The sequence below is a fragment of the Bradyrhizobium sp. USDA 4353 genome, assembly GCF_054063215.1.
In genome coordinates, this window is the sequence record NZ_JBSSGB010000001.1 from 552,274 (window position 1) to 575,814 (window position 23,541).

Here is a 23,541-nt window from a genome sequence, read left to right on the forward strand (position 1 = left end):
GCATGGACGCTGCAGGCGATGCGCGGGCGAGAGGCGATCCATGTCATTGTTCATCCGCGGCGGCACGGTGGTGAACCACGATCACTCCCGGCGCGCCGATGTCCTGATCCAGGGCGGCACCATTCTCGCGGTGGGCAACTCGATCGAGCCGCCGCTGTCGGCGGAGGTGATCGATGCCGACGGATGCTACGTGATGCCGGGCGGCATCGATCCGCACACCCATCTCGAGCTCGGCTTCATGGGCACGGTGTCGGCGGACGATTTCGAATGGGGCACCAAGGCCGGGCTCGCCGGCGGCACCACCATGGTGGTGGACTTTTGCATTCCCGATCCCGGCCAGTCGATGCTCGCGGCCTATCAGGACTGGCGGCGGAAGTCGGAGAAGGCGGCGGCCGACTACGGCTTCCACATGGCCGTGACCTCCTGGTCGAAGCAGGCGCTCGACGAGATGGCGGTCGTCGTCCAGACCTACGGCATCAACACCTTCAAGCACTTCATGGCCTACAAGGGCGCCTTGATGGTGGATGATGACGAGCTCTACAACTCGTTCGCGCGCTGCGCGGAGCTCGGCGCCATGCCGCTGGTCCATGCCGAGAACGGCGACGTCGTCGCGCGGATGCAGGAGGCGATGCTGGCGCGCGGCATCGACGGGCCGGAGGGCCACGCCTTCTCGCGGCCGCCGGAGGTCGAGGGCGAGGCGACCAGCCGCGCCATCATGATCGCCGACATGACCGGCGCGCCGCTCTATGTCGTCCACACCAGCTGCCGTCAGGCGCATGAGGCGATCGCGCGCGCCCGCGCCGCCGGGCAGCGGGTCTATGGTGAGCCGCTGATCCAGCATCTGCTGCTCGACGACCGCGAGTATCGCGCTGCGGATTGGGACCAGGCCGCGGCCTGCGTGATGTCGCCGCCGTTCCGCGACAAGGCGCATCAGGACAGCCTGTGGGCCGGGCTGCAATCCGGCTCGCTGCAGGTGGTCGCGACCGATCATTGCGCCTTTACGCTTGCGCAGAAGCGGCTCGGCCGCGGCGATTTCCGCAAGATCCCGAACGGCACCGGCGGGCTCGAGGACCGCATGCCGCTGCTATGGAGCGCCGGCGTCGGCACCGGGCGGCTGACCAAGGAGGAGTTCGTCGCGGTCACCTCGGCGAACATCGCGCGCATCCTCAACATCTTCCCGCGCAAGGGCGCGGTCATGGCCGGCTCCGACGCCGACCTCGTGGTGTGGGATCCGGCCGCGCACAAGACGATCAGCGCGAGCCGACAAGTGAGCCGCATCGACTACAACGTGTTCGAAGGCTTCACCTGCACAGGCGGTCCAACCGTCACCGTGTCGCGCGGCCGGATCGCCTTCCGCGACGGCGAGCTGCGTGCGGAGGCCGGCGACGGGCGCTATATCGAGCGGCCGGCCTTCCCGCCGGTGCACGTTGCGAACTCCACCTGGAAGGAGATCACCGCGCCTCAAGGCGTCGCGCGCGACATGATCACGCCATGATGCCCGCTTCAGATGATGCGCGACCCGGCGGCATTTACCGGGCGGAAACCGTTCCTGTCGTTGAATGCGAGCATGGCACAGTTGCGCATGGAAGTTCGTGATTCGGCCGGCACTCCGCTGCCGGGCTATGGCGATGCATTCTTCGACCTCAGGCTGCCCGGCGATCATTGCCGCGTGGCGCAGACCCTGCTCCGGATGATTCGCGGCGACGATGTCCGCTCGCCGGTCCACAGCGTCCACTTCTTCCGTGACGGCGCCGAGATCGGCCGCTGGTCGATGGAAGACGAGCATGTGGAGCAGATGCTGATGGACGCCTTCGCGCACACGCCGCCGGCAGCTGCGTAGCAGCTCTCGCCCTCTTCCCGACGCGCCGCTCAGGCGATGCGCGGATGCGCCGTCTGGTGCCAGGCCCAGGCCGAACGGATGATCGTGCCGAGGTCCGAACAGCGCGCCTGGAAGCCGAGCTCCTGCCGGGCGCGACGTGGATCGGCGACCAGCACCGGCGGATCGCCGGCGCGGCGCGCGCGATGAACCAGCGGGACCTGCTCGTCGGTCTCGTGCCGGATGGCATCGACGACCTCGCGGACCGAATGGCCGGCCCCGGTGCCGAGATTATAGGTGCCGCCGGCACCGCCTTCGAGCAACCGCACGAGCGCGGCGATGTGCGCCTCGGCGAGATCGTCGACATGGATGTAGTCGCGCACCGCGGTGCCGTCGGGCGTGTCGTAGTCGGTGCCGAAGATCGCGAAATCCGTGACATGGCCGAGGATCGCCATCAGCGCGCGCGGGATGAGATGCGTCTCGGGATTGCGCAGCTCGCCGATCCGCCCCTCTGCATCGGCGCCGCTGGCGTTGAAATAGCGCAGCACGCTGGCCGAGAAGCCGTAGGCAGCGCGATAGTCGGCCAGGATCTGCTCGATCATGTATTTGGAGCGGCCATAGGGATTGATGGCCGGTCCCGCCGCGCTTTCCGGAATCGGATCGCGCCCGGCCTCGCCATAGACGGCGCCGGTCGAGGACAGCACGATCGACGTGCAGCCGGCCTCGCGCATGCCCTGTAGAAGGCCGAGGGCTCCGGTGACATTGTTGCGATAATAGGTCTGCGGATCGGCGATGGAGTCACCGATGATGCTCGAGGCCGCGAAGTGCATCACCGCCCGAACATCGTATCGCCGGATGGTGTCCGCGACCAAGCGGCTGTCGGCGATGTCGCCTTCGACAAGCGGTCCCCATTGGACGAAGCTGCGATGGCCGGTGGACAGGTCGTCATAGCAGACCGGCGTGAAGCCGGTCGCGGCGACCGCCTTGCAGCAATGAGCGCCGATATAGCCGGCACCGCCGGCGATCAGTAACGCGCCCCTCGTTGTCATGCGCCCGAATGCTTTCGTCGTGGAGATGAAAAGGCAGAGCCCGAACGCAGAACGCGCGGCAGCATAGGTCGACGTTGCAGGTGAGGCAAATGCAACGGATCGCAGTGATCCCGTAGGCGACACGCGATGCTTGCGCAGCCGCGCATCGCCCGGCCGGCGCCGTTAACCTCCGCGCACCGCCGCCATCGCGTGACGCGCACGCCGGATGCTGCATGTGGTCGGGCGTCTGCTGATCACGCCGACATCTAGCCGTGAACAGATTTCAAACCGTGAGTCGCGGCTGATTCGGACGCGGTTCGTTCCAGCCGCGTTCTGAACGTTAACGGCCCTGCCATCAGCGTCGCATTCCGGGACATCGCGCTCGGCCGTCGCTGACCCCGGTTCCGTGGCATGGGACCACGACCTGCGAATGCATATCTCCTCACCTGGGAGTCCAGGTGGCACGTCCCGCAGAATGGGCTACTACTCGTCCGGGCGGTGAATGGCGCACGACGGAGGCCTGTCTTGAGTGAAACATCGAGCAATGTCGATGCGGCCTCGCGCGCGGCAGCACCTCCGCCCTCGCCCGCTGCGGCTCCCGGTCTATGGGCGCGCCTCGCGATTCCCCTGCTGGCCGTCATCGTCGCACTCGCCTTCGTGGCGCTCGCGACCACGCGCTGGAATGCCTGGACCGGCAACGCCACCACGCAGACCACCAATGACGCCTATGTCCGCGCCGACCTCACTCAGTTGTCGAGCCGGGTCGCCGGCGAGGTGCTGAAGGTCGCGGTCAGCGATTTTCAGCAGGTCAAGGCCGGCGATCTCCTGGTGCAGATCGATCCGGCCGACTACCAGGCGCAGGTCTCGCAGGCCGAGGCCAATGTCGAGGCCGCGCAGGCGGCACTCGACAATCTCAGCAACCAGGTCGAGCTGCAATATGCGACCATTGCGCAAGCCGAGGCGCAGCAGGTCTCTGCAGGCGCCGCCGAGGTGCAGGCCCGGCAGGAGGAAGAGCGCCAGCAATCGCTGTCGCAGAGCGAGGCCGGCACCAAGCAGCGGCTGGAGCAGGCCACGGCCGCCTATGCCAAGGCGCAGGCCGATGTGCGCGCCAGCCGCGCCGTGATCGCCGCCCAGCGTCATCAGTTGGAGGTGCTCACCGGCACCAAGAAGCAGCGCGGCGCCGACCTCGCCGGCGCCAAGGCAGCGCTCGCCGCCGCCCGCCTCAAGCTCGGCTACACCAGGATCACCGCGCCGTTCGACGGCGTCGTCGGCCAGCGCCAGGTGCAGACCGGCGACTACGTCAATATCGGCAGCAGCCTGATCGCGGTGGTGCCGCTGCCGCAGGTGTTCGTGATCGCCAACTACAAGGAGACGCAGCTCACGCATGTCGCGCCCGGCCAGCCGGTCGACGTCAGCGTCGACTCCTTCCCCGGCGAGATGCTGCACGGCCGGGTCGAGCGCATTGCGCCGGCCTCCGGCTCGCAATTCGCGCTGCTGCCGCCCGACAACGCCACCGGCAATTTCACCAAGGTCGTGCAGCGCATTCCGGTGCGCATCGCGCTCGACGCCAACCAGCCGCTGCTCACCCGGCTGCTGCCGGGCATGTCGGTGGTGACCCACATCCGCACGGCAGGCGCGGCCGATGGCGCCAAGTGATAAGACAAGCGAGAGCATCAACCCGGCCGATCGCGGGCCGCTGTCGCGCGGCGGGCAGGCGACGCATCCGCTGTTCGCGGTCGGCGCCGTGCTGCTCGGCGCGTTCCTCGCCAATTTCGACAGCCGGCTGACGTCGGTCGGCCTGCCCGATCTGCGCGGCGCGTTCTCGCTCGGCTTCGACGAGGGCGCCTGGCTGTCGACCGCCGCGATCGGCTCGCAGATCGTCATCGCGCCCGCCGTGGCCTGGCTCGCGACCGTGTTCGGCCTGCGTCGCGTGCTCGGCATTCCCAGCCTGATTTACGCAATGGTGTCGCTGATCATTCCGTTCGTGCGCGACTACCCCACTTTGATCACGCTCGCGATCATCCACGGCATGCTGCTCGGCACCTTCGTGCCGGCGACCCTGATGATCATCTTCCGCAATTTGCCGATCCGCTGGTGGCTGCCGGCGATCTCGATCTACTCCATCCGCGTCGGCTTCGCGCTGGACACGTCGACCTCGCTGGTCGGCTTCTATGTCGAGCATCTCGGCTGGCAATGGCTGTATTGGCAGGGCGTCGTGCTGGCCCCGCTGATGACCTTGATGGTTTATCTCGGGACTCCCGCCGAGCCGGTCAATCGCGCGCTGCTCGAGAAGGCCGATTGGGGCGGCATGCTGCTGCTCGGCAGCGCGGTGGCGATGATCTATGCCGGCCTCGACCAGGGCAACCGGCTCGACTGGCTGCAATCCGGCACGGTGGTGGCGCTGCTCGCCAGCGGCGCCGTGCTGTTCGTGCTCTTCCTCGTCAACGAGACGCTGGCGCCGCAGCCCTGGGCGCATTTCAACGTGCTGTTCTCGCGTAACATCGGGCTCTCGCTCGCGGTCATCCTGCTGTACACGCTGACCAGCCTGTCGAACGCGTCGCTGGTGCCGAACTTCCTCGCCACGATCACGCAGCTCCGCCCGGAGCAGAGCGGCTCGCTGCTCTTGATCTATGGCGCGCTGCCGATGATCGTGCTGGTGCCGCTGTCGATCTGGATGCTGCGCCATCTCGATCCGCGCATCGTCGTCGTGCTGGGCCTGAGCGCCTTCGCAGCCGCCAATCTGATGGGCACGCAGCTCACGCACGCTTGGGCGCGCGAGGACTTCATCGGCATCGTCGTGCTGCAATCAATCGGGCAAGCCCTGACTCTGCTGCCGATCATCATCCTCGCGCTGTCGAATTCCGATCCGGCGCGCGCGACTTCGTTTGCCGCCTACATCCAGATCATGCGGCTCGGCGGCGCCGAGATCGGCGTCGCGCTGATGGGCACGTGGCTGCGGGTGCGCGAGCAGGTGCATTCGGCCAATCTCGGCCTCAACATCCAGAGCGGCGACAGCGACGTCGCCCGCGCGCTGCAACGACTCGCCGGCTATTTCGCTAGTCACGGCGGTGCACAAGCCAAGGCCCGCGCCGTCGGCACGCTCGCCGGACAAGTGCAGCGCGAGGCCAACGTGCTCGCTTATCTCGACGCGTTTTGGCTGTGCTTCTGGCTGGCCATCGCCGCGCTGGCGCTGCTCGCGCTGATCACGCGCGCGCCACAGGGGCCGTTCTCGCCGACGCCGCTCGGCTTGCGCGCCGCGTGGATGCGGCGGTTCGGATCGTCGGGCGACGTGAGCAGCCCACGCCGTCGCGTTTAACGTTTGCACAGACGACGAGCCACACGAGACGCGCGCAAGCTCTGCATGTTGCGCGTCGCCTTGCGGAGCCACGACATCTAGCCGTGAACAGATCTCAAACCGTGATTCGCCAGCGATTCGGACGCGGTTCGTTCCAGCCGCGTTCCGAACGTTAACGGCAGCACGCTACGCCGTCGCATTCCGGGACATCATGCGCGCGAGGGTTGCGGCAGCTCGTCGAGCGGCCATTTCGGACGCTTGATCTTCTTGTAGGGCAATTTCGTCACATCGCGCGCGACCACGCCGGGCGCATCGACCATGATGATGCCGGCCGCGATCGGCGCGAACGATGCGCGGAAATGCTGCGCGGATTTCACCACCACGAGCTTGCGGGTCGACGGATCGCAGCCGAGCTGGGTGAAGAAGTCTTCCCCGAACGCCTGACAGCGGAACGTCGTGATGACCACCTCGACGCCGCCGGTTGCGATCAGCGCGCAATCGCCGAGCTTGGCCGGCGTGCCGGCCAGCCCCGTCATCACCATGTTCTCCTTCAGCGCCTTGACCTCCCAGGTCGCATCGACCGGATCACCCGACAGCGGGCCGATCTTGCCGCCGATCCGCAAGGGCAGCTTGGCGCCGACCCCGGCATCGAAGGCGATGCGAACCGCGATCGGATCCCACATCGGGCCGACACAGACGTTCTCGATCTTCCGCTCGAGCACGCGGCGCAGGATGAAGGTGGAATCGCCGGGCGCGCCGCCGCCGGGATTGTCGCTGGCATCGCCGAGCACGATGGTGCCGTCCCTGGCGAGCGCCTGGTCGAGCGCGGCATCGACGCCGGGCATGCGCTCGGTCACGGCCTCGCGCATGCCGATCAGCTCGTCCGCGAGCTTGCGCGCCAGCGCTTGCGCCTTCGCGCCATCGGGATCGACGGCGGCATCGCTGTAGACCAGCACCTTGGTACCCATCGACGGCGTGTCGCCCCAGCCGAAGCCGTGCACGATGGACGCCGAGACGATGCCGTCCTTGCCCTCCAGCGCGGTGATGCGATCGACGAAGCTGCGCACCGGCTCGCGCGTGGTGTGCAGGGTCACGATCATGTCGGTGTCGACCAGTGCCTTGCGCAGCGTCAGCCGCTTTTCGGCCAGCTCGGTGCAATGCCTCACCAGATCCTGCGCGCGCTCCAGGATGTCGGTGTGCGGATATTCCTTCCAGCAGATCAGGAGATCGGCGCTCTCCACCATCAGCTCGCTCATATGGACGTGCGGATCGAGCGTCGCGCCGATCACAACGTCGGGGCCTGCGATCTTGCGGATCTGCGACAGCAGCTCGCCCTCGCAATCATCATAGCCGTCGGCGATCATCGCGCCGTGCAAGCCGATCAGCGCCATGTCGATCGGCAGCGCAGCCTTGAGATCGGCGAGGATCTGGTCGCGCAAGGTCTCGAACGCCGCGCGGGTGACGAGCCCGTTCGGCACGGCCGCCGCCATCAGGCCCTCGATCAAGGTCCATCCCTTGGCCGGCCCGACCTGCCGCGCTGCCCACAACGGCCCGCCATGCATCTGCATCTTGTCCGGATGCTGGCCCGCCCGGAAAATACGCGCGCTCATGGAAGGTCCCGAGCCCCGTCGGCATCGGCGCAAAGGTGTTGGTCTCGGTAGCAAGGGCGGCGGAGAAGACACGCATGAAGGATTGGCTCTTGGTTGGCGCGATGACAATGGCGGCCGCAGGGGACCGCATCGCGCCCGCGAGCACAAGACAGTACGGCGGCAGGGCGCCTCGTCGCCCAGCGCATGGGGCCTCCTAGGCTGGAGCAGCCTGAAACTATCTCAACGTCACGTTGGGTTTTTGCGAGAGGCGGTAAAGATTCAAAGCCTCTCTGACCTTCGCAAGGTATTTGCCCGGCACATATCCGTAGAGGCAGGTCGGTTCGGACGAACCTCGCTGCCCTGCCGGTCGGCGGAGGGGTCTCAGATCAGGCCCCGGCCAAACAAACGCATTGTACTCGCTGACATCGATCCACGATCGATCATCGTCAAGGCCAAGCCGCTGCTTGATCGACACAGGAATTCCGAGTTTGGAAACATCGCTCGCGGACGGCGCAGTGTGGGTAATCGGCACCACATAGACCAAACGTCCTGGGCCGATGTCAGTCTTGATGAGGACGACCAGCGACGGCCTGTCCTTCCGGCCCGATGTCTCTCCCCGGGCCTGCTCATGCTTCCAGAGAAATGAATAGCTCAAGACCATTCCGACTTTTGGTTCGTCGGGAATGAACACCGTGCAACTCAGCGCTTGTTGCTGGGATTCATCTCCGGGTCCGGATCGTCCTCGTAGTCATAATCATGCTCAGGAGGGACCTCGGTGTTATCCATCATCGCCAGATCGGCCTCGGAGAGCTCAAGTGTCGATCCGGCTCGCCTGTAGGAAGCCCAGAGCTGGTGAAAGGTTTCCGCAGACACAAGGTAGATTGTCTCACGCCCTGACTGCGTGATCTGCACCGGCTCTTTCAGGGCCTGATCGTGCCAAAGGCCGAAGTTCTTTTGAACGTCTGAGGCGGCGACTGATTTGCGCAAGGGACTCTCCCAAACGAACCGACCCCAATTTATTCCTCCGCAGAGCTTGTTTCAATGGATCCGATCCGCACCGACTGATCCGCGATGGTCTTGATCGCGACCTCGGCGACCTGCGCCAGCGACTGACGGTCGGCGCCTGAGGACGCCATCACGCTCATGCCGGTGATGACGGCGGAGACGTAGCGCGCGAGCGCGGCGGGGTCGGCGCTCTCGGCGAGGTCGCGCTCTTGCTTCGCCCGCTCGAAGCGATGGCGGAGTTGCTCCTCGGTCTGGGCGCGGCGTGCCGCCAGCTCGAACGGCACATTGGATGAGCCGGAGCCGCAGGCGAGACCGCCCAGCACCAGCAGGCAGCCGGGCGGGTTGGACGGATCGGTCTGCTTCTCGGCGACGCCCATCAGCATCCGCGCGGTGACCTCGCGGGCGGTCGGCGCGCCCAGCACCTCCTCCATCCACTCTTCGCGGCGCTGGGTGTAGCGGTCGAGCGCGGCCTTGAGCAGCGCCTCCTTGCTGCCGAAGGCGGCATAGAGGCTCGGCGGGTTGATGCCCATGGCGTCGGTGAGCTGGGCGATGGTCGCGCCCTCATAGCCATGACGCCAGAACACCTCCATCGCCTGGTCCAGCGCGGTGTCGCGATCGAAATTCCGGGGCCGTCCGACGCCCATTGTGCAAAACTCCTGTTTTCGTCTCCGCCCCGACTGATTCTTATCTATTTGCGATTCCTAGCCATTTCTTTGATCTGCCGCAGCCGCCAAAGTTCCATCTAGGATTTTCGTAGCATCCGTTACATAAGTCTCTTGCGAACGAGTTGCCAGCGCCACATTTGTAGCGAGCACTACAAATCTGGAGCGCGACAATGCCTTCGCCTGAGACAAGTTCCCCGAGCCGCCTGAACCGGTGGCTGAGCACCGTCGCCGTCGCCGGCGTGTTGATTGCTGCCGGTTCTTACGCCGGCTCGCAGTACTTCCATTTCAGTCCCGTGCCGCAGGCGGCTCACGCCGCCGCGCCGGAGCAGGCCGTCCCGGTGACGGTCTCCGTCATCGAGCCGCGCAAGGCGAGCCTGTGGGACGAGTTCTCCGGCCGGCTCGAAGCGGTCGAGCGGGTCGAGGTCCGGCCGCGCGTCGCCGGCGCCATCCTCGCCACCAATTTCACCGAGGGCTCCCTCGTGAAGGCCGGTGATGTCCTGTTCAAGATCGATCCCGCGCCTTACGCCGCCGAGGTCGATCGCGCCCAGGCGCAGCTCGACGCCGCCCGCGCCCGCGCCTCCTTTGCCGCCAATGAACTCGAGCGCGGCGCGCAGCTGGTCGGCAATTCCATCGTGACAAAGCGCGACTACGACCAGCGCGACAACGGCAATCGCGAGGCGATCGCCAACGTCAAGGCGGCGGAGGCGACGCTTCAGACGGCCAAGCTCAATCTCGACTACACCCAGGTCCGCGCGCCGGTGGACGGCCGCGTCGGCCGCATCGAGGTCACCGTCGGCAACCTCGTCGCCGCCGGATCGGCTTCGCCGGTTCTGACCAATTTGGTCTCCGTCAATCCAATCTATGCGAGCTTCGACGCCACCGAGGACGTCGTGCTGCGCGCGCTGGCCGCCGTGGCCGACGCCTCCGGCAAGCGCGGCAATCTCGACCGCATTCCCGTGGAGATGACGACGTCGGGCGGCATCACCGCGTCAGGCCATATCCAGCTGATCGACAACCAGGTCCAGGGCCAGACCGGCACGATCCGCGTCCGCGCCGTGTTCAAGAACGAGACCGGCACCTTGATCCCCGGCCAGTTCGCCCGCGTCCGCATGGGCCAGCCGCAGCAGCAATCCCTGGTGCTGCTCGACGAGCGCGCCATCGGCACCGACCAGGACAAGAAATTCGTGATGGTCGTCGGCGACGACGAGCGCGCGGTGTACCGCCCGGTGACACTCGGCGGCAGCGTCGAGGGATTGCGGATCATTTCGGCCGGGCTGAAGCCCGGCGAGCGTGTGGTGGTCAACGGCCTGCAGCGGGTGCGGCCAGGCGCACTGCTCAAGACGCAGGTGGCCGCGATGGGCGCAAGGGATGGGGCCAACACGAAGCAGATGGCGCAGCGCTGATCATGATTAGTCGACTCTAGTTCGACGCAGGCGGTGTGCTCCCTCTCCCCGTTCTTTACGGGGAGAGGGTTGGGGTGAGGGGCAGCCACACCCACCGACCGTGCGGAGAGCCCCCTCACCCGGATTGCATCTGGCGATGCAATCCGACCTCTCCCCGCAAGCGGGGAGAGGCGCAGACCGAGCTCGCAGCCCGACCGATCAAGACAACTAACAACGTCAGCCACACGCTGACCTTCCCGACCACGGGGCCTCCCATGAACCTCTCCAAATTCTTCATCGACCGGCCGATCTTCGCAGGCGTGCTGTCGACGCTCATCTTTCTCGGCGGACTAATCGCCCTGTTCTCGATGCCGATCTCGGAATATCCCGACGTCGTGCCGCCCTCCGTGGTGGTGCGCGCGACCTATCCCGGCGCCAATCCGAAGGTCATCGCCGAGACGGTGGCGACCCCCATCGAGGAACAGATCAACGGCGTCGAGAACATGCTCTATATGAGCAGCCAGGCGACGACCGACGGCGCGATGACGCTCACCGTCACGTTCAAGCTCGGCACCGATCCGGACAAGGCGACGCAGCTGGTGCAGAACCGGGTGCAGCAGGCCGAGCCGCGGCTGCCCAACGTCGTGCGCCAGCTCGGCGTCATCACCAAGAAGAGCTCGCCCGACCTCACCATGGTCGTGCACCTGATCTCGCCCAACGGTCGCTACGACACCACTTACTTGCGCAACTACGCGGTGCTCAACGTCAAGGATAGGCTGGCGCGCATCGACGGCGTCGGCGACGTGCAGCTGTTCGGCGCCGGCGACTATTCGATGCGGGTGTGGGTCGATCCGCAGAAGGCGGCCGAGCACGGTCTCTCCGCCAGCGACATCGTCAAGGCGATCCAGGCGCAGAACGTCGAGGCCGCCGCCGGCGTGGTCGGCGCGTCACCGAGCGTTAAGGGCCTCGACCTGCAGCTCTCGGTCAATGCTGAAGGCCGTCTCTCGAACGAGGACCAGTTCGCCGACATCGTGGTGAAGACCGGCGCCCATGGCGAGGTCACGCGGCTGCGCGACATCGCGCGCATCGAGCTCGGCGCCTCCGAATACGGCCTGCGCTCGCTGCTCGACAACAAGCAGGCGGTGGCGATCCCGATCTTCCAGGCGCCCGGCTCCAACGCGCTTCAGATCTCCGACAATGTCCGCGCCACCATGGCCGAGATCGCCAAGACGATGCCGGAAGGCGTCGAGTATCAGATCGTCTACGACCCGACCCAGTTCGTGCGCTCCTCGATCGAGGCCGTCGTGCACACGCTGTTCGAGGCGATCCTGTTGGTCGTGATCGTCGTGATCCTGTTCCTGCAGACCTGGCGCGCCTCGATCATCCCGCTGCTGGCGGTGCCCGTCTCCATCGTCGGCACCTTCGCGGTGATGCATCTGTTCGGCTTCTCGATCAACGCGCTTAGCCTGTTCGGCCTGGTGCTGGCGATCGGCATCGTCGTCGACGACGCCATCGTCGTGGTCGAGAATGTCGAGCGCAACATCGAATCGGGGCTGTCGCCGCGCGACGCCACCTATCAGGCGATGCGCGAGGTGTCCGGGCCGATCATCGCGATCGCGCTGGTGCTGGTCGCGGTGTTCGTGCCGCTCGCCTTCATCTCCGGCCTCACGGGTCAGTTCTACAAGCAGTTCGCGCTGACGATTGCGATCTCCACCGTGATCTCGGCGGTGAACTCGCTGACTCTGTCGCCGGCGCTGTCGGCGCTGCTGCTCAAGGGCCACCACGATCCGAAGGACCGCCTCACCCGCATCCTCGACCGCTCGCTCGGCTGGTTCTTCCGCGGCTTCAACCGCGCCTTCGTCCGCGCCTCCGACAATTACAGCGGAAGCGTCTCCCGGGTGATCGGCGGCAAGGCCGCCGTGATGGTCCTCTACGTGCTGCTGATCGGCGCCACCGCCTTCCTGTTCAAGCAGGTGCCGGGCGGCTTCGTGCCAGGCCAGGACAAGCAATATCTGGTGGGCTTCGCCCGCCTGCCCGACGGCGCCACGCTCGACCGCTCCGAGGAGGTGATCCGCAAGATGAGCGACATCGCGCTGACCCAGCCCGGTGTCGAAAGCTCGATTGCCTTTCCCGGCCTGTCGATCTCCGGCTTCACCAACTCCTCCAACGCAGGCATCGTGTTCTCAGGGCTGAAGCCGTTCGACGAGCGCAAGGATCCGTCGTTGTCGGGACCGGCGCTGGCGATGCAGCTCAACAAGAAATACGCCGGCATCCAGGACGCCTTCATCGCGATGTTCCCGCCGCCGCCGGTCAACGGCTTGGGCACGATCGGCGGATTCAAGCTGCAGATCGAGGATCGCGCCGGCCGCGGCTACGACGCGCTGAATGACGTCACCACCGCCTTCATGGGCGCCCTGCAGAAGTCACCGGAGATCGCCGGCGCGTTCTCGAGCTTCCAGGTCAACGTGCCGCAGCTGTTCGCCGACATCGACCGCACCAAGGCGCTGCAGCTCGGCGTCCCCGTCACGGAGGTGTTCAACACCCTGCAGATCTACCTCGGCTCCTACTACGTGAACGACTTCAACAAATTCGGCCGCACCTATTCGGTGCGCGTGCAGGCCGACGCGCCGTTCCGGGCCCGCGCCGACGACATCCGTCAGCTGAAGGTGCGCTCGTCCTCCGGCGAGATGGTGCCACTGTCGGCGCTGCTCAACGTCCGGCAGAGCGCAGGTCCCGAGCGCGCCATCCGCTACAACGGCTTCCTGTCCTCGGACATCAACGCCGCAGCCGCGCCCGGCTTCTCCTCTGGTCAGGCGCAGGCGGCGGCCGAGAAGATCGCGGCCGAGGTGCTGCCTCCTGGATTTGCTTTCGAATGGACCGACCTGACCTATCAGGAGTTCATCGCCGGCAATTCCGGCCTCTGGGTCTTCCCGCTGGCGATCCTCTTGGTGTTCCTGGTGCTGGCTGCGCTCTATGAGAGCCTGACGTTGCCGCTGGCGATCCTGATGATCGTGCCGATGGCGCTGCTGGCGGCGATGGCCGGCGTCTGGATCTCGAAGGGCGACAACAACATTTTCACCCAGATCGGCCTGATCGTGCTCGTCGGCCTCTCCGCCAAGAACGCGATCCTGATCGTCGAATTCGCGCGCGAGCTCGAATTCGCCGGACGCACGCCGCTGCGCGCGGCGATCGAGGCCAGCCGGCTGCGGCTGCGGCCGATCCTGATGACCTCGATGGCCTTCATCATGGGCGTGCTGCCGCTGGTGCTGTCGACCGGTGCCGGCTCGGAGATGCGGCGCGCGATGGGTGTGGCGGTGTTCTCAGGCATGATCGGCGTGACCGTCTTTGGCCTGTTCCTGACGCCCGTGTTCTACGTGCTGCTGCGGACGCTGACCGGCATGAGGCCGCTCACCCAGCATGGCGGCCACGGCACCGTGGCGGCTCAACCCGCGGAGTAAACGCCGATGTGAACAAGCGTGATGTCGGACACGGAGAAACGCGATCGTCTCTTTTACGTACAGGCAAGTGACGGTTGGCGTCCTCATCACGCTTCCCCCGATGATCCGGTGCACGATCAATTTTCGCAAGATGTGAACCGGATCACAGACCAGCGCAGCGAGATGGAGGACGCCAACTCCAGCACGTTGCGCCGACCCGGCGGCCTGTCCCGCACCAGGCCGCCGGGTCAATTTGACCAAGGAGTTGCAGCATGGATTTTTTGAATCAAATGGTCGCAGCCCGGCTCATGAAGACGGCCGAAGGTTTTCAGCGCATCGGCGCGCATCGCGCATTCCGCCATCTGGCGGGCCCGGCCAGCGCCGCTGTCAGCGCACGCCCCACGGTCGGCTTGGTCGTCGATAATTCGTGCGACCCATCGCTGTCGCAGATCTGCCCGGAGCGCGACGGCTGCGGCGCCGGCCTTTAAGCCGGCGCTGGTCTGTCGACGCCGACCGAGCATTCCCGCAGCCATCCCGACGTCACGCTGTTGCAGTGCCGTTTCGCATGGCGCTAACGCCAAAATAGCATCAACATCCGGTGAAAACTCGCGCTTGCCAGCGGAATGGGCAGCCGATAGCTTTTTTGCACCTTTCAAAGTGCGACGGATCATTGAGCATGTTTTCTCTGCGAACCAGCCTTCGGACTGCAACGGCGTCAACCAGAACGGACCGGGCACGCGCGATGCGACCTGGTTCACGCACTGTGCTGGTGGCCGCGGCTGCGATGCTCGCGCTTGCCGCGTCGGCAGAGGCGCGCGACCTCACGGTCGTGTCGTGGGGCGGCAACTACCAGGACGCGCAGCGCAAGATCTACTTCCAGCCGTTTGCCGCCAAGCTCGGGGCCACCGTGCTCGACGAGAGCTGGGACGGCGGCTATGGCGTGCTGCAGGCCAAGGTCAAGGCCGGCGTGCCGAACTGGGATGCGGTGCAGGTCGAGGCCGAGGAGCTCGAGCTCGGCTGCAGCGACGGCATCTATGAGAAGATCGACTGGAGCAAGCTCGGCGGCAAGGACGGCTTCATTCCGGCCGGCGTCAGCGATTGCGGCGTCGGCGCCATCGTCTGGTCCACCGGCATGGCGTTCGACGGCGACAAGATCAAGGACGGCCCGAAGACCTGGGCTGATTTCTGGGACACGACCAAGTTTCCGGGCAAGCGCGGCCTGCGCAAGGGCGCCAAGTACACGCTCGAATTCGCGCTGATGGCCGATGGCGTGCCGGCCACCGACGTCTACAAGGTGCTGAAGACCAAGGAGGGCGTCGAGCGCGCCTTCAAGAAGCTCGATGCGCTGAAAGCCGATATCGTCTGGTGGGAGGCCGGCGCGCAGCCGCTGCAGCTGCTGTCATCGGGCCAGGTGGCGATGACCTCGGTCTATAACGGCCGCATCACCGCGATCAACCGCACCGAGGGCAAGCATTTCGGCTTCGTCTTCCCGGGCAGCATCTACGCGGTCGACAGCTGGGTGGTGCTGAAGGGCTCGCCGAACAAGGACGCGGCGATGAATTTCATCGCCTTTGCGAGCCAGGCCGAGAACCAGGCCAAGCTGCCGGAATACATCGCTTACGGCCTGCCGAACATCGCCGCCGCCAAGCTGGTGCCGGAGAAATACGCCGCGGAGCTGCCGACCACGCCTGACAATCTCAAGCAGGCGATCGCGCTCGATGTCGGCTTCTGGACCGACAATTCGGAAGAGCTGTCGAAGCGCTTCAACGCCTGGCTGGCGCGCTAAGAACCCGACGATTCGGACGCACGATCCTCGCATCGTGCGTCCGCCTTAACGTGCAAGCGTACCGGCGCGATTGGCGCCGAAAGCCTCCGTCATGGACACCCCCTTCATCTCGTTCCGGCAGGTGGTCAAGCGCTTCGGCCCGCTGACCGTCGTCGACCATCTCGATCTCGACATCACCAGAGGCGAGTTCATCGCCCTGCTCGGCCCCTCCGGCTCCGGCAAGACCACGCTTCTCATGATGCTCGCCGGCTTCGAGCAGGCAACCAGCGGCACGATCGAAGTCGGCGGAGTGAGAGTCGACGGGCTGCCGCCGCACAAGCGCAACATGGGCGTGGTGTTCCAGAACTACGCGCTGTTTCCGCATATGAACGTGCGCGACAACATCGCCTTTCCGCTGAAGATGCGGAACACGCCCAGGGCCGAGATCGCCACGCGCGTCGCGCGCGTGCTCGACATGGTCAAGCTCTCCGCGATGGCCGAGCGCAAGCCGACGCAGCTCTCAGGCGGCCAGCAGCAGCGCGTGGCGCTGGCGCGCGCGCTGGTGTTCGAGCCGCAGGTGGTGCTGATGGACGAGCCGCTCGGCGCGCTCGACAAGAAGCTGCGCGAGCAGATGCAGCTCGACATCCGCGACCTGCACCGCCGACTCGGCCTCACCATCGTGTTCGTCACCCACGACCAGGACGAGGCGCTGACGATGTCCGACCGCATCGCCGTGTTCAACCACGGCAAGATCGAGCAGATTGGCACGCCGCGCGAGATCTATGAGCTGCCGCGCACGCCGTTCGTCGCCGAGTTCATCGGCGAGACCAACCTGCTCTCGTGCAAGGTCGACGCCCACACCGACGATGCGGCGCGGCTGACGACCGACTCCGGATTGACGCTGTCGGCCCATGCCGGCGCGGGACTCATCGACGGCGGCAAGGTGCGTGTGTCGATCCGCCCCGAGGCGATCCGGATCAACGATCACGCCGCGGCAACCGCGAACCGCGTCACCGCGCGGATTCTTGACGCCGTCTATTTCGGCGATCACATGCGCCTCGTCGCTGCTGTCGGCGAGCAGCGGCTGATCATCAAGGGCGACCGCATGAGCGAGGCGGCGGAGATCGGCCGCGAGGTGGCGCTGTCCTTTGCCGCGTCGGATGTCTGGGTGGTGGGATCATGCGACCAGTCCTCAGCCAGCGCCTGAGGGCCGCCCTGCTGCTCGCGCCGCTCTTGGCGTTCATGCTGTCGTTCTTCGTCGTGCCGCTGGTGACGATGATGAAGTCGGCGGTCTCCGATCCGGTCGCGACCGAGGCGCTGCCCCGCACGGCGAAAGCATTGTCGGGCTGGGACCGCATGGGCGCGCTGCCCGCATCGACGCAGGCGGCCTTCGCCGAGGACATCCGCGCATTAAAGAATGACGAACAATTCGGCGACCTCGTCCGCCGCCTCAACAGCGCCCAGTCCGGCTTCCGCAGCCTGCTCGGCAAGACCCGCCGTGCGCTCGATGGCAGCAGCGCGGTTGATCTCGCAAACATCGACTCGCGCTGGAGCGAGACCTCCTACTGGACGACGATTGCCGAGGCCGTCGCCTCGCCCTGGACCGACAAGAACCTGCTCGCCGCTGTCGATCTCGAGCGCAATGCCTCGGGCAGCATCGCGGCGATGCCCGAGGGCGCCTCGGCCAACCGGCTGATCATGATCCGGACCTTCGTCACCTCGGCGCTGGTCACGCTCGCCTGCATCCTGATCGGCCTGCCCTATGCGATGGTCGCGGCGTCCGTCGAGGGCTGGCGCCGGCAGATCCTGCTCGGCGCCGTGCTGCTGCCGCTGTGGACCTCGCTGCTGGTGCGCACCGCGGCGTGGTATGTCGTGCTGCAGGACAACGGCCTGATCAACGCGACCTTGAAGGGGCTCGGCCTGACATCTGCGCCGATCCCGCTGATGTTCAACCGTCTCGGCGTGGTTATCGCGATGACCCATGTCCTGCTGCCGTTCATGGTGCTGCCGATCTTCAGCGTGCTGATCGCGATCCCGCGCAATCTGATGCCGGCCGCAGCCTCGCTCGGCGCCCATCCCTTGCGCGCCTTCTTTCACGTGCTGCTGCCGCTGTCGATGCGCGGCGTCGTCTCGGGCGCGCTGCTCGTGTTCATGGCGGCGCTCGGCTACTACATCACCCCCGCGCTGATCGGCGGCGCCAACGACCAGATGATCTCGTCGGTGATCGCCTATTACGCGACCGGCGCGGCCAACTGGGGCATGGCCGGCGCGCTCGGCCTGGTGCTGCTGGCGATGACCATCCTGCTCTATGCCATCTATATGCGCCTGACGGTCGAGGAGCAGCGCGCATGAGGCCGCTGCCGATTATCAAGCTCGTGTTCGCCGCGCTCGTGGTGATCTTCCTGCTCGGCCCGCTCGTCGCCTTGCTGCCGCTGTCACTCACCGACAGCGTGTTCCTCAACTATCCCATCCCGGGCTATTCGACGCGCTGGTTCAAGGAGCTCGTCACCGCCGACTCCTGGCGGCTATCGATCGTCAACAGCCTGCTGATCGGCTCTGGCACCACGCTGCTCGCGACCCTGCTCGGCACGCTCGCCCCGCTCGGCCTGCGCGGCAAGCGCGCGTCCCTGCTGGTCTCGACCTTGCGCACCGTTTTCCTGCTGCCGATGGTCGTTCCCGCCGTGGTGCTCGGCGTCGGCATGCAGCTGATGTTCGCGCGCTACGGCCTCACCAACACTTATCTCGGCGTCATCATCGCCCACACCGTGGTGGCCGTGCCGTTCGTGCTGGTCAACGTCTCCTCGGCCTTGCAGGGCGTCGATATCCGCCTCGAGCAGGCCGCCGCCAGCCTCGGCGCCGCGCCGCCCACCGTGCTGTTCTCCGTCACCCTGCCGATCGCACTCCCCGGCATCATTTCCGGCGCGCTGTTCGCCTTCGCCACCTCGCTCGACGAGGTCGTGCTGACCCTGTTCGTCGCCGGCCCCAACCAGCGCACTTTGGCACGGCAGATGTTCGCCACGATCCGCGAGAACATCAGCCCGGCGATCGTCTCGGCCGCCGCGGTCTTCATCGTCGGCACCATCGTGCTGTCGCTCGCGATGCTGGCGATCCGGCGGCGGACGGCGTGACGCGCTGACCTTAGCACACGCGCCGCCACAGCGCGGCCTCATGGTTCGAGACGCGCCGCAACTGCGGCGCTCCTCACCATGAGGTTCTGGCACCCAAAGGGATCCTGCACTCCTCTCCATGAACACGCCAATCGGCGTGTTCATGGAGAAGAGTGAGCGTCAGGGGCGGCGCTGTACATGAGCATGTTGCCTATAGAGAGCTGGACGAGCGCGGCGCGGCGAGGTCGGTGCGCTCCCTCTCCCCGTTCTTCACGGGGAGAGGGTTGGGGTGAGGGGCAACCAGGGGCACCGGCTGAGCGGGAGAGCCCCGAGCGAGCGTTCGGGTTGGACTGTCCGGACAACTGACTGCTAGCGCCTGGAGTGCCCTACCCCGCCTTCACATATTTCCGCCAGTCGTGCTCCTCCTTGAACCCGAGCACCTCGCGCGCCTTGCGGTTCGACAGCGGCGCCTCGCGCTCGCCGAGCTGGCGGGTCACCGGCACATTCGGACAATAGCGCCGCAGCAGTTCCTGCGTCGGCATGTTGGCCGTCACCGTGTCGTTCACCGCGTTGAACACCTGGAAGCCGAGCCCGTCCTTGGCGATCGCCAGATGCACGATCTCGCCGAGATCGCGCGCGTCGATATAGGACCACGCATTGCGCTTGCGCGACGGCGGGTCGGCGAGGAAGCGCGGGAACATGTCGTATTCATGCGGCTCGATGACGTTGCCGATGCGCAAGCAGTAGATGTCGATGCCGTAGCGCATCGCGAACGCCCGCGCCGTCTTCTCGTTGACCACCTTCGACAACCCGTAGGAATCCATCGGGTCGATGTCGTAATCCTCCTCGAGCGGGAAGCTGTGGAAGTCCTTGTCGCCCTCCGCGAAGCAGACGCCATAGGTGGTCTCGCTGGAGGCGATGATGATCTTGCGCACGCCGAGCTTGGCCGCTGCCTCGATCACATTGTAGGTCGAGATCGTGTTGACCCGGAACGTCTCGTTATCAGGCTCGATCAGCACCCGCGGGATCGCCGCGAAATGCACCACGGCGTCCGGCGCCTGCGCGGGGCGGCCCGCATTGAAGCCGCCGAAGCCGTAATGCGTCGTCAGCGCGTTGAACGCCTGGCCGCTATCGGTGAGATCGGCGATCAGCGTGTTGATCCCGGGATGATCGAACGGCTTGAGGTCGACATTGAGCAGCTCATAACCCTTGCCTTGCAGATGCGGCAGCACATGCCGCCCCGCCTTGCCGGTTCCTCCGGTGAACACCACCCGCTTTGTTGTCATTGGTCTTGCCATCCTCGTGAGTGCGTCGACGCGACCGTTCTACCAGCTTTCCTCGCCACTGCTCCATAGGAACCTGAATCAGGGCGGCCCTAGCCGCTCGGAACGCTCGCCCGATGCCCATTTGCCCGCTCGACGGACCGCTACGGCGCAGGCCGAAATGAACCTTTATGCCGGTTGCGCTGACTTAGGTCATATCGGACGAGACGGACGGTCGCAAATGACGACTCTGGCCAGAGCTATTTCAAAGGCCTTTTCTGATTCAGAAAACGGCATTTCAGACGCGCTGCTCAAGCAGCTCCTTTTGGCCGCTGCCGCAGTCCTGCTGGTGGCGGCGCTGACGCTGACCTACGGGCTCGATCTCAGCCCCGGCTTGTTCTGACCGGGCGACGTCCGGCACAGCACGACCGGCCGGCAGATCCAACAGCAACCTTGGTCAGCCACTTGAGATTCGTCTTGCGGGACATCCGTTTCTGACCCCGGTCATGCGAGAGCCCATCGAAGATGCGACTTGCAGATCAGGGATCGCGATTGGTCCGATCAAGACGTCGGCAATCTGGCGAACCGACTGAACAATCTCCGGGAGGAGAAATCGACTTCCGAACCCAGCCAATGAGGTAGTCTGCCTCGGCAACAGCGACTCTTGGCATCATCGATCGCCAACTTCCGGTTGCCGCCCGGCAGTGGACATCGCTGGTGCCGGTCGATAGGTTCGGAGTAGGCCAGCGGAAGTGAACGCGACGAATGAGCTAACACCAAGGGCTATTTGCCGCCATCAATACGATGAGCAATGTAGAGATGCGTTTCATAATCGACGTCGAGGCCGCCTCCTTCATCGTCGATTGCCTTTGTGATGTCATCGAGCAGGCCTTGACGCGTCTCTGCCCCGAGTAACCGAACGTCTGATCGCGTGCTCAGTAAGTCCGTGTAGCTGGATGTCGTGTGCTGCCATTTCCACGGGTAGGACTTGTGCTCCACGGGTCCGAACAACTGCGACTGGTCAAAACAGTCCTTAAACTGGCCATTTGGCAGGTACCAAGCTTCGGGGGGCAGTCCGCACGAGCCCGTGTGACGTCGCCAGATGTCCTTCATCCGTCCCACTAAGCGTGAGGTAGTCCGACGGGCACGTGTCCGAAGACCGCGAGTGTTCCGTTCGTCGAAAGAAGTTGGGCGGCTTTTACAAACCGAACTTCTGGGGATACCCAGTGCCACGCCTGCGCCGCGAAGATGAGAGCGAACCTTGAACTATCAACTGGCCACGCCTCGAAAGTCGCTTCAGCCAGCTTCACGTTGGCGAAGCTCGCCAAAGCCTCGCGCGCGGAGCGGATCATTGCCGGTCCGGGATCAATCGCGACGATCTGCAAACCTCGCTTCGCAAAACTTTTCGTTGCTTGACCCGTTCCACAGCCAATTTCGAGAGCAGCATCGGTTGGCTCCAGGTTTGCGAACGATATGACATCGTCAATCAGAGCCTCTGGGTAGCCGGGACGTGAGGTCCTATATGCGTTCGCAACCTGATCGAATGTGAAACGCTGCTCCATCCTTTGCCCCTTTTTTGGCGGTCAGGGAACATAGCCTGAGCGGCGTCTGTGGGTCCAATAGCCGACTTCCGGTTTGTCAAAGCGAACGTTCAGCCGTCCGGCGGCTTAAATCCGGCAGCTTTCCGAGCCCGCATTTTTCTCTTTCCTTTTTTCCGAATTCATGTATATCTATCGCCATCCCGTCTCACAAGAGGGGCGCTTCGCGGTCGTCACGAACGTCGAGGCGGGATGCGGTGGGCGTGTTGTTGCCGCAGCGTGGTTTTCCGCGCCGACGAACGGCAGCGATGCGCACGGTCAAGTCGCGTGGTCCTGACACCCCGACGCTGGTGTCACGTCCGTGGTGGCGTTCACGCGCCGCGCTGATAACGGTGGCCAGAAAGCCCGGCGCACCGGGGAGATCGCGAAGCAGCCGTCAAAACCATCGCGCGGGGAATGCCGGGTGTTCTCGGCTGAACCTGTGGTGACTGCCGCCTGCTTTCTTTTCTGCAGGCGGGCCATGGGTGCGGCCAGCGCCCGGCATTCCCCGTGCCTCTTCCGAGGGAAGAGGGACATCGATCAGCAAGACTCGGACGCGACAGCGCGCCGCGAGGCAGCGAAGCCATGTTTCATCACTATCATCACGATCCAGCCGCCGTCATTGCGAGCGAAGCGACGCAATCCAGGGGCACGCGTGCGACTCTGGATTGCTTCGTCGCAAGTGCTCCTCGCAATGACGGAGATAGAGAGAGTGACAGAAGCCATCGGCCTGGATTGCTGGTTCAAGCCAGGGCTGTACCCGGTCATGGCGACCCAGCGGCAGAAGGAGCTACGCTGGCGTTCGCAACGCCGCAGCCCTGGGAGCGTCTCGGCAAGGAGCGCCGATCACTGCGCGTTCACAACGGAGGATCTTCAGTGATCGAAAACTGGGACCAGGCTGGGCCACCGGCGCTTTCGGCCGATGGTGGGCACGACAGGGATCGAACCTGTGACCCCTACCATGTCAAGGTAGTGCTCTCCCGCTGAGCTACGTGCCCTAATCCAACGATCCGTTCGGGTGGGCGTCCCTATATCGGCTCCCACGCAGGCAGGCAAGGACGCAAAATGCCGAAATTGGGAATAATCCCCGAATTGGCGGCGCGAGATCCCGGCGGCTCAGGCCGCCAGCATCTTGTTGACCTCGCTGACGAGCTCGCGCAGGTGCACCGGCTTGGACAGCACCTTGGCGTTCTTGGGCGCCTCCGAATCGGAGTTGAGCGCGACCGCGGCGAAGCCGGTGATGAACATGATCTTGATGTCCGGATCGAGCTCGGAGGCGCGGCGCGCCAGCTCGATGCCGTCCATCTCCGGCATCACGATGTCGGTGAGCAGCATCTCGAACGGCTCCTCGCGCAGCCGCTGATAGGCCGACATGCCGTTGTCGTGGGGCGAGACCTGGAACCCGGCATTTTCCAATGCCTTGACCAGGAAGCGGCGCATGTCGTTGTCGTCTTCGGCGAGCAGGATCTTGTGCATGGCTTGGGAGTCTGAACCGGTGAGAGGCGGAGCGTTGCCGCCACTAAGCCTGACGGGCGGTAAATTTCGGGTGAAAGATTGCGCCTTTTGATCCGACATCGGCAAGGCAATTTGAGGGCTGAAGCTTGGCCGTTCGC

20 protein-coding genes, 1 tRNA gene and 1 pseudogene are annotated in these 23,541 nt (G+C 65.2%); 11 read left to right on the plus strand and 11 right to left on the minus strand.

Translation table 11 applies throughout. The annotated features are described in order from the left end of the window. Positions 1–40 precede the first annotated feature (40 nt). Both hydA and ACVILH_RS02565 read left to right on the plus strand, forming a co-directional pair. Positions 41–1,495, plus strand: a complete 1,455-nt coding sequence (gene hydA / locus ACVILH_RS02560; protein WP_456711475.1) for a dihydropyrimidinase — start codon at positions 41–43, stop codon at positions 1,493–1,495. A gap of 12 nt (positions 1,496–1,507) precedes the next feature. Further along, entirely contained in the window at positions 1,508–1,840 is a 333-nt protein-coding gene (locus ACVILH_RS02565) for a hypothetical protein (RefSeq protein ID WP_456711476.1), read from the plus strand. A gap of 29 nt (positions 1,841–1,869) precedes the next feature. Here ACVILH_RS02565 and galE read toward each other — a convergent pair whose 3' ends face one another. Next, positions 1,870–2,865, minus strand: a complete 996-nt coding sequence (gene galE, locus ACVILH_RS02570) for a UDP-glucose 4-epimerase GalE (protein ID WP_456711477.1) — start codon at positions 2,863–2,865, stop codon at positions 1,870–1,872. A 504-nt stretch (positions 2,866–3,369) separates the two neighbouring features. Here galE and ACVILH_RS02575 point away from each other — a divergent pair. Further along, positions 3,370–4,500 (plus strand): HlyD family secretion protein, encoded by a 1,131-nt coding sequence (locus ACVILH_RS02575; protein ID WP_456711478.1) that lies wholly within the window; start codon positions 3,370–3,372, stop codon positions 4,498–4,500. Further along, positions 4,487–6,160 (plus strand): MFS transporter, encoded by a 1,674-nt coding sequence (locus ACVILH_RS02580; protein WP_456711479.1) that lies wholly within the window; start codon positions 4,487–4,489, stop codon positions 6,158–6,160. Before ACVILH_RS02575 ends, ACVILH_RS02580 begins: the two co-directional genes overlap by 14 nt. Positions 6,161–6,348: 188 nt before the next feature. Here the strand turns inward: ACVILH_RS02580 and ACVILH_RS02585 are convergent. From ACVILH_RS02585 to ACVILH_RS02600, 4 genes and pseudogenes are all read right to left on the minus strand, one after another. Further along, a pseudogene (locus ACVILH_RS02585) lies at positions 6,349–7,825 on the minus strand (M81 family metallopeptidase). A 138-nt stretch (positions 7,826–7,963) separates the two neighbouring features. Beyond that, positions 7,964–8,419 (minus strand): plasmid maintenance toxin (PemK-like), encoded by a 456-nt coding sequence (locus ACVILH_RS02590; protein ID WP_456711480.1) that lies wholly within the window; start codon positions 8,417–8,419, stop codon positions 7,964–7,966. Between the two features lie 8 nt (positions 8,420–8,427). After that, positions 8,428–8,715: a type II toxin-antitoxin system Phd/YefM family antitoxin gene (locus tag ACVILH_RS02595; RefSeq protein ID WP_456711481.1), complete on the minus strand. Its 288-nt coding sequence runs from the start codon at positions 8,713–8,715 to the stop codon at positions 8,428–8,430. Positions 8,716–8,744: 29 nt separating this feature from the next. Beyond that, on the minus strand, positions 8,745–9,377 hold the full coding sequence (locus tag ACVILH_RS02600) for a TetR/AcrR family transcriptional regulator (protein WP_456711482.1): 633 nt from the start codon (positions 9,375–9,377) through the stop codon (positions 8,745–8,747). 191 nt (positions 9,378–9,568) lie between these two features. On the opposite strand from ACVILH_RS02600, the gene ACVILH_RS02605 reads away from it, so the two are divergent. Both ACVILH_RS02605 and ACVILH_RS02610 read left to right on the plus strand, forming a co-directional pair. After that, positions 9,569–10,801: an efflux RND transporter periplasmic adaptor subunit gene (locus ACVILH_RS02605; protein ID WP_456711483.1), complete on the plus strand. Its 1,233-nt coding sequence runs from the start codon at positions 9,569–9,571 to the stop codon at positions 10,799–10,801. 254 nt (positions 10,802–11,055) lie between these two features. Continuing rightward, positions 11,056–14,238 carry an efflux RND transporter permease subunit gene (locus ACVILH_RS02610; protein ID WP_456711484.1) on the plus strand — a complete coding sequence of 1,061 codons (3,183 nt, stop codon included), beginning with the start codon at positions 11,056–11,058 and terminating at the stop codon, positions 14,236–14,238. 227 nt (positions 14,239–14,465) lie between these two features. On the opposite strand, the gene ACVILH_RS02615 is transcribed toward ACVILH_RS02610, so the two are convergent. Continuing rightward, positions 14,466–14,975, minus strand: a complete 510-nt coding sequence (locus ACVILH_RS02615) for a hypothetical protein (RefSeq protein WP_456711485.1) — start codon at positions 14,973–14,975, stop codon at positions 14,466–14,468. 26 nt (positions 14,976–15,001) lie between these two features. Here ACVILH_RS02615 and ACVILH_RS02620 point away from each other — a divergent pair, with 26 nt between their 5' ends. From ACVILH_RS02620 to ACVILH_RS02635, 4 genes are all read left to right on the plus strand, one after another. Next, positions 15,002–16,003 carry an ABC transporter substrate-binding protein gene (locus ACVILH_RS02620; RefSeq protein ID WP_456716856.1) on the plus strand — a complete coding sequence of 334 codons (1,002 nt, stop codon included), beginning with the start codon at positions 15,002–15,004 and terminating at the stop codon, positions 16,001–16,003. A gap of 91 nt (positions 16,004–16,094) precedes the next feature. Next, positions 16,095–17,189, plus strand: a complete 1,095-nt coding sequence (locus ACVILH_RS02625; RefSeq protein WP_456711486.1) for an ABC transporter ATP-binding protein — start codon at positions 16,095–16,097, stop codon at positions 17,187–17,189. Between the two features lie 35 nt (positions 17,190–17,224). Further along, positions 17,225–18,334: an ABC transporter permease gene (locus ACVILH_RS02630; RefSeq protein WP_456716857.1), complete on the plus strand. Its 1,110-nt coding sequence runs from the start codon at positions 17,225–17,227 to the stop codon at positions 18,332–18,334. Beyond that, the gene (locus ACVILH_RS02635) at positions 18,331–19,110 is read left to right on the plus strand and encodes an ABC transporter permease (protein WP_456711487.1); all 780 of its coding nucleotides are present in this window, start codon (positions 18,331–18,333) and stop codon (positions 19,108–19,110) included. Before ACVILH_RS02630 ends, ACVILH_RS02635 begins: the two co-directional genes overlap by 4 nt. A 365-nt stretch (positions 19,111–19,475) precedes the next feature. Here the strand turns inward: ACVILH_RS02635 and ACVILH_RS02640 are convergent, their stop codons facing one another. Further along, entirely contained in the window at positions 19,476–20,375 is a 900-nt protein-coding gene (locus ACVILH_RS02640; RefSeq protein WP_456711488.1) for an NAD-dependent epimerase/dehydratase family protein, read from the minus strand. On the opposite strand from ACVILH_RS02640, the gene ACVILH_RS02645 reads away from it, so the two are divergent. After that, positions 20,350–20,754 (plus strand): hypothetical protein, encoded by a 405-nt coding sequence (locus ACVILH_RS02645; RefSeq protein ID WP_456717166.1) that lies wholly within the window; start codon positions 20,350–20,352, stop codon positions 20,752–20,754. The two genes, ACVILH_RS02640 and ACVILH_RS02645, sit on opposite strands and share 26 nt — an antisense overlap. 380 nt (positions 20,755–21,134) lie before the next feature. Here the strand turns inward: ACVILH_RS02645 and ACVILH_RS02650 are convergent, their stop codons facing one another. From ACVILH_RS02650 to cpdR, 4 genes are all read right to left on the minus strand, one after another. Beyond that, positions 21,135–21,464, minus strand: a complete 330-nt coding sequence (locus tag ACVILH_RS02650) for a hypothetical protein (protein ID WP_456711489.1) — start codon at positions 21,462–21,464, stop codon at positions 21,135–21,137. An 8-nt stretch (positions 21,465–21,472) separates the two neighbouring features. Next, a complete protein-coding gene (locus ACVILH_RS02655; protein WP_456711490.1) occupies positions 21,473–21,913 on the minus strand; it encodes a class I SAM-dependent methyltransferase in 441 nt (146 codons plus the stop codon). Between the two features lie 938 nt (positions 21,914–22,851). Then, a tRNA-Val gene (locus ACVILH_RS02660) sits at positions 22,852–22,926 on the minus strand. Between the two features lie 118 nt (positions 22,927–23,044). After that, entirely contained in the window at positions 23,045–23,404 is a 360-nt protein-coding gene (cpdR, locus tag ACVILH_RS02665) for a cell cycle two-component system response regulator CpdR (RefSeq protein ID WP_006610087.1), read from the minus strand. Between the last annotated feature and the right edge of the window lie 137 nt (positions 23,405–23,541).

Coding starts and splice junctions, on each gene's coding strand:
- ACVILH_RS02620 (WP_456716856.1), top strand. CDS start 15,002: ATGCTCGCGCTTGCCGCGTCGGCAGAGGCGCGCGACCTCACGGTCGTG.
- galE (WP_456711477.1), bottom strand. CDS start 2,865: ATGACAACGAGGGGCGCGTTACTGATCGCCGGCGGTGCCGGCTATATC.
- ACVILH_RS02605 (WP_456711483.1), top strand. CDS start 9,569: ATGCCTTCGCCTGAGACAAGTTCCCCGAGCCGCCTGAACCGGTGGCTG.
- ACVILH_RS02630 (WP_456716857.1), top strand. CDS start 17,225: ATGCTGTCGTTCTTCGTCGTGCCGCTGGTGACGATGATGAAGTCGGCG.
- ACVILH_RS02600 (WP_456711482.1), bottom strand. CDS start 9,377: ATGGGCGTCGGACGGCCCCGGAATTTCGATCGCGACACCGCGCTGGAC.
- ACVILH_RS02565 (WP_456711476.1), top strand. CDS start 1,508: ATGATGCGCGACCCGGCGGCATTTACCGGGCGGAAACCGTTCCTGTCG.
- ACVILH_RS02610 (WP_456711484.1), top strand. CDS start 11,056: ATGAACCTCTCCAAATTCTTCATCGACCGGCCGATCTTCGCAGGCGTG.
- hydA (WP_456711475.1), top strand. CDS start 41: ATGTCATTGTTCATCCGCGGCGGCACGGTGGTGAACCACGATCACTCC.
- ACVILH_RS02650 (WP_456711489.1), bottom strand. CDS start 21,464: ATGAAGGACATCTGGCGACGTCACACGGGCTCGTGCGGACTGCCCCCC.
- cpdR (WP_006610087.1), bottom strand. CDS start 23,404: ATGCACAAGATCCTGCTCGCCGAAGACGACAACGACATGCGCCGCTTC.
- ACVILH_RS02655 (WP_456711490.1), bottom strand. CDS start 21,913: ATGGAGCAGCGTTTCACATTCGATCAGGTTGCGAACGCATATAGGACC.
- ACVILH_RS02635 (WP_456711487.1), top strand. CDS start 18,331: ATGAGGCCGCTGCCGATTATCAAGCTCGTGTTCGCCGCGCTCGTGGTG.
- ACVILH_RS02640 (WP_456711488.1), bottom strand. CDS start 20,375: ATGACAACAAAGCGGGTGGTGTTCACCGGAGGAACCGGCAAGGCGGGG.
- ACVILH_RS02580 (WP_456711479.1), top strand. CDS start 4,487: ATGGCGCCAAGTGATAAGACAAGCGAGAGCATCAACCCGGCCGATCGC.
- ACVILH_RS02625 (WP_456711486.1), top strand. CDS start 16,095: ATGGACACCCCCTTCATCTCGTTCCGGCAGGTGGTCAAGCGCTTCGGC.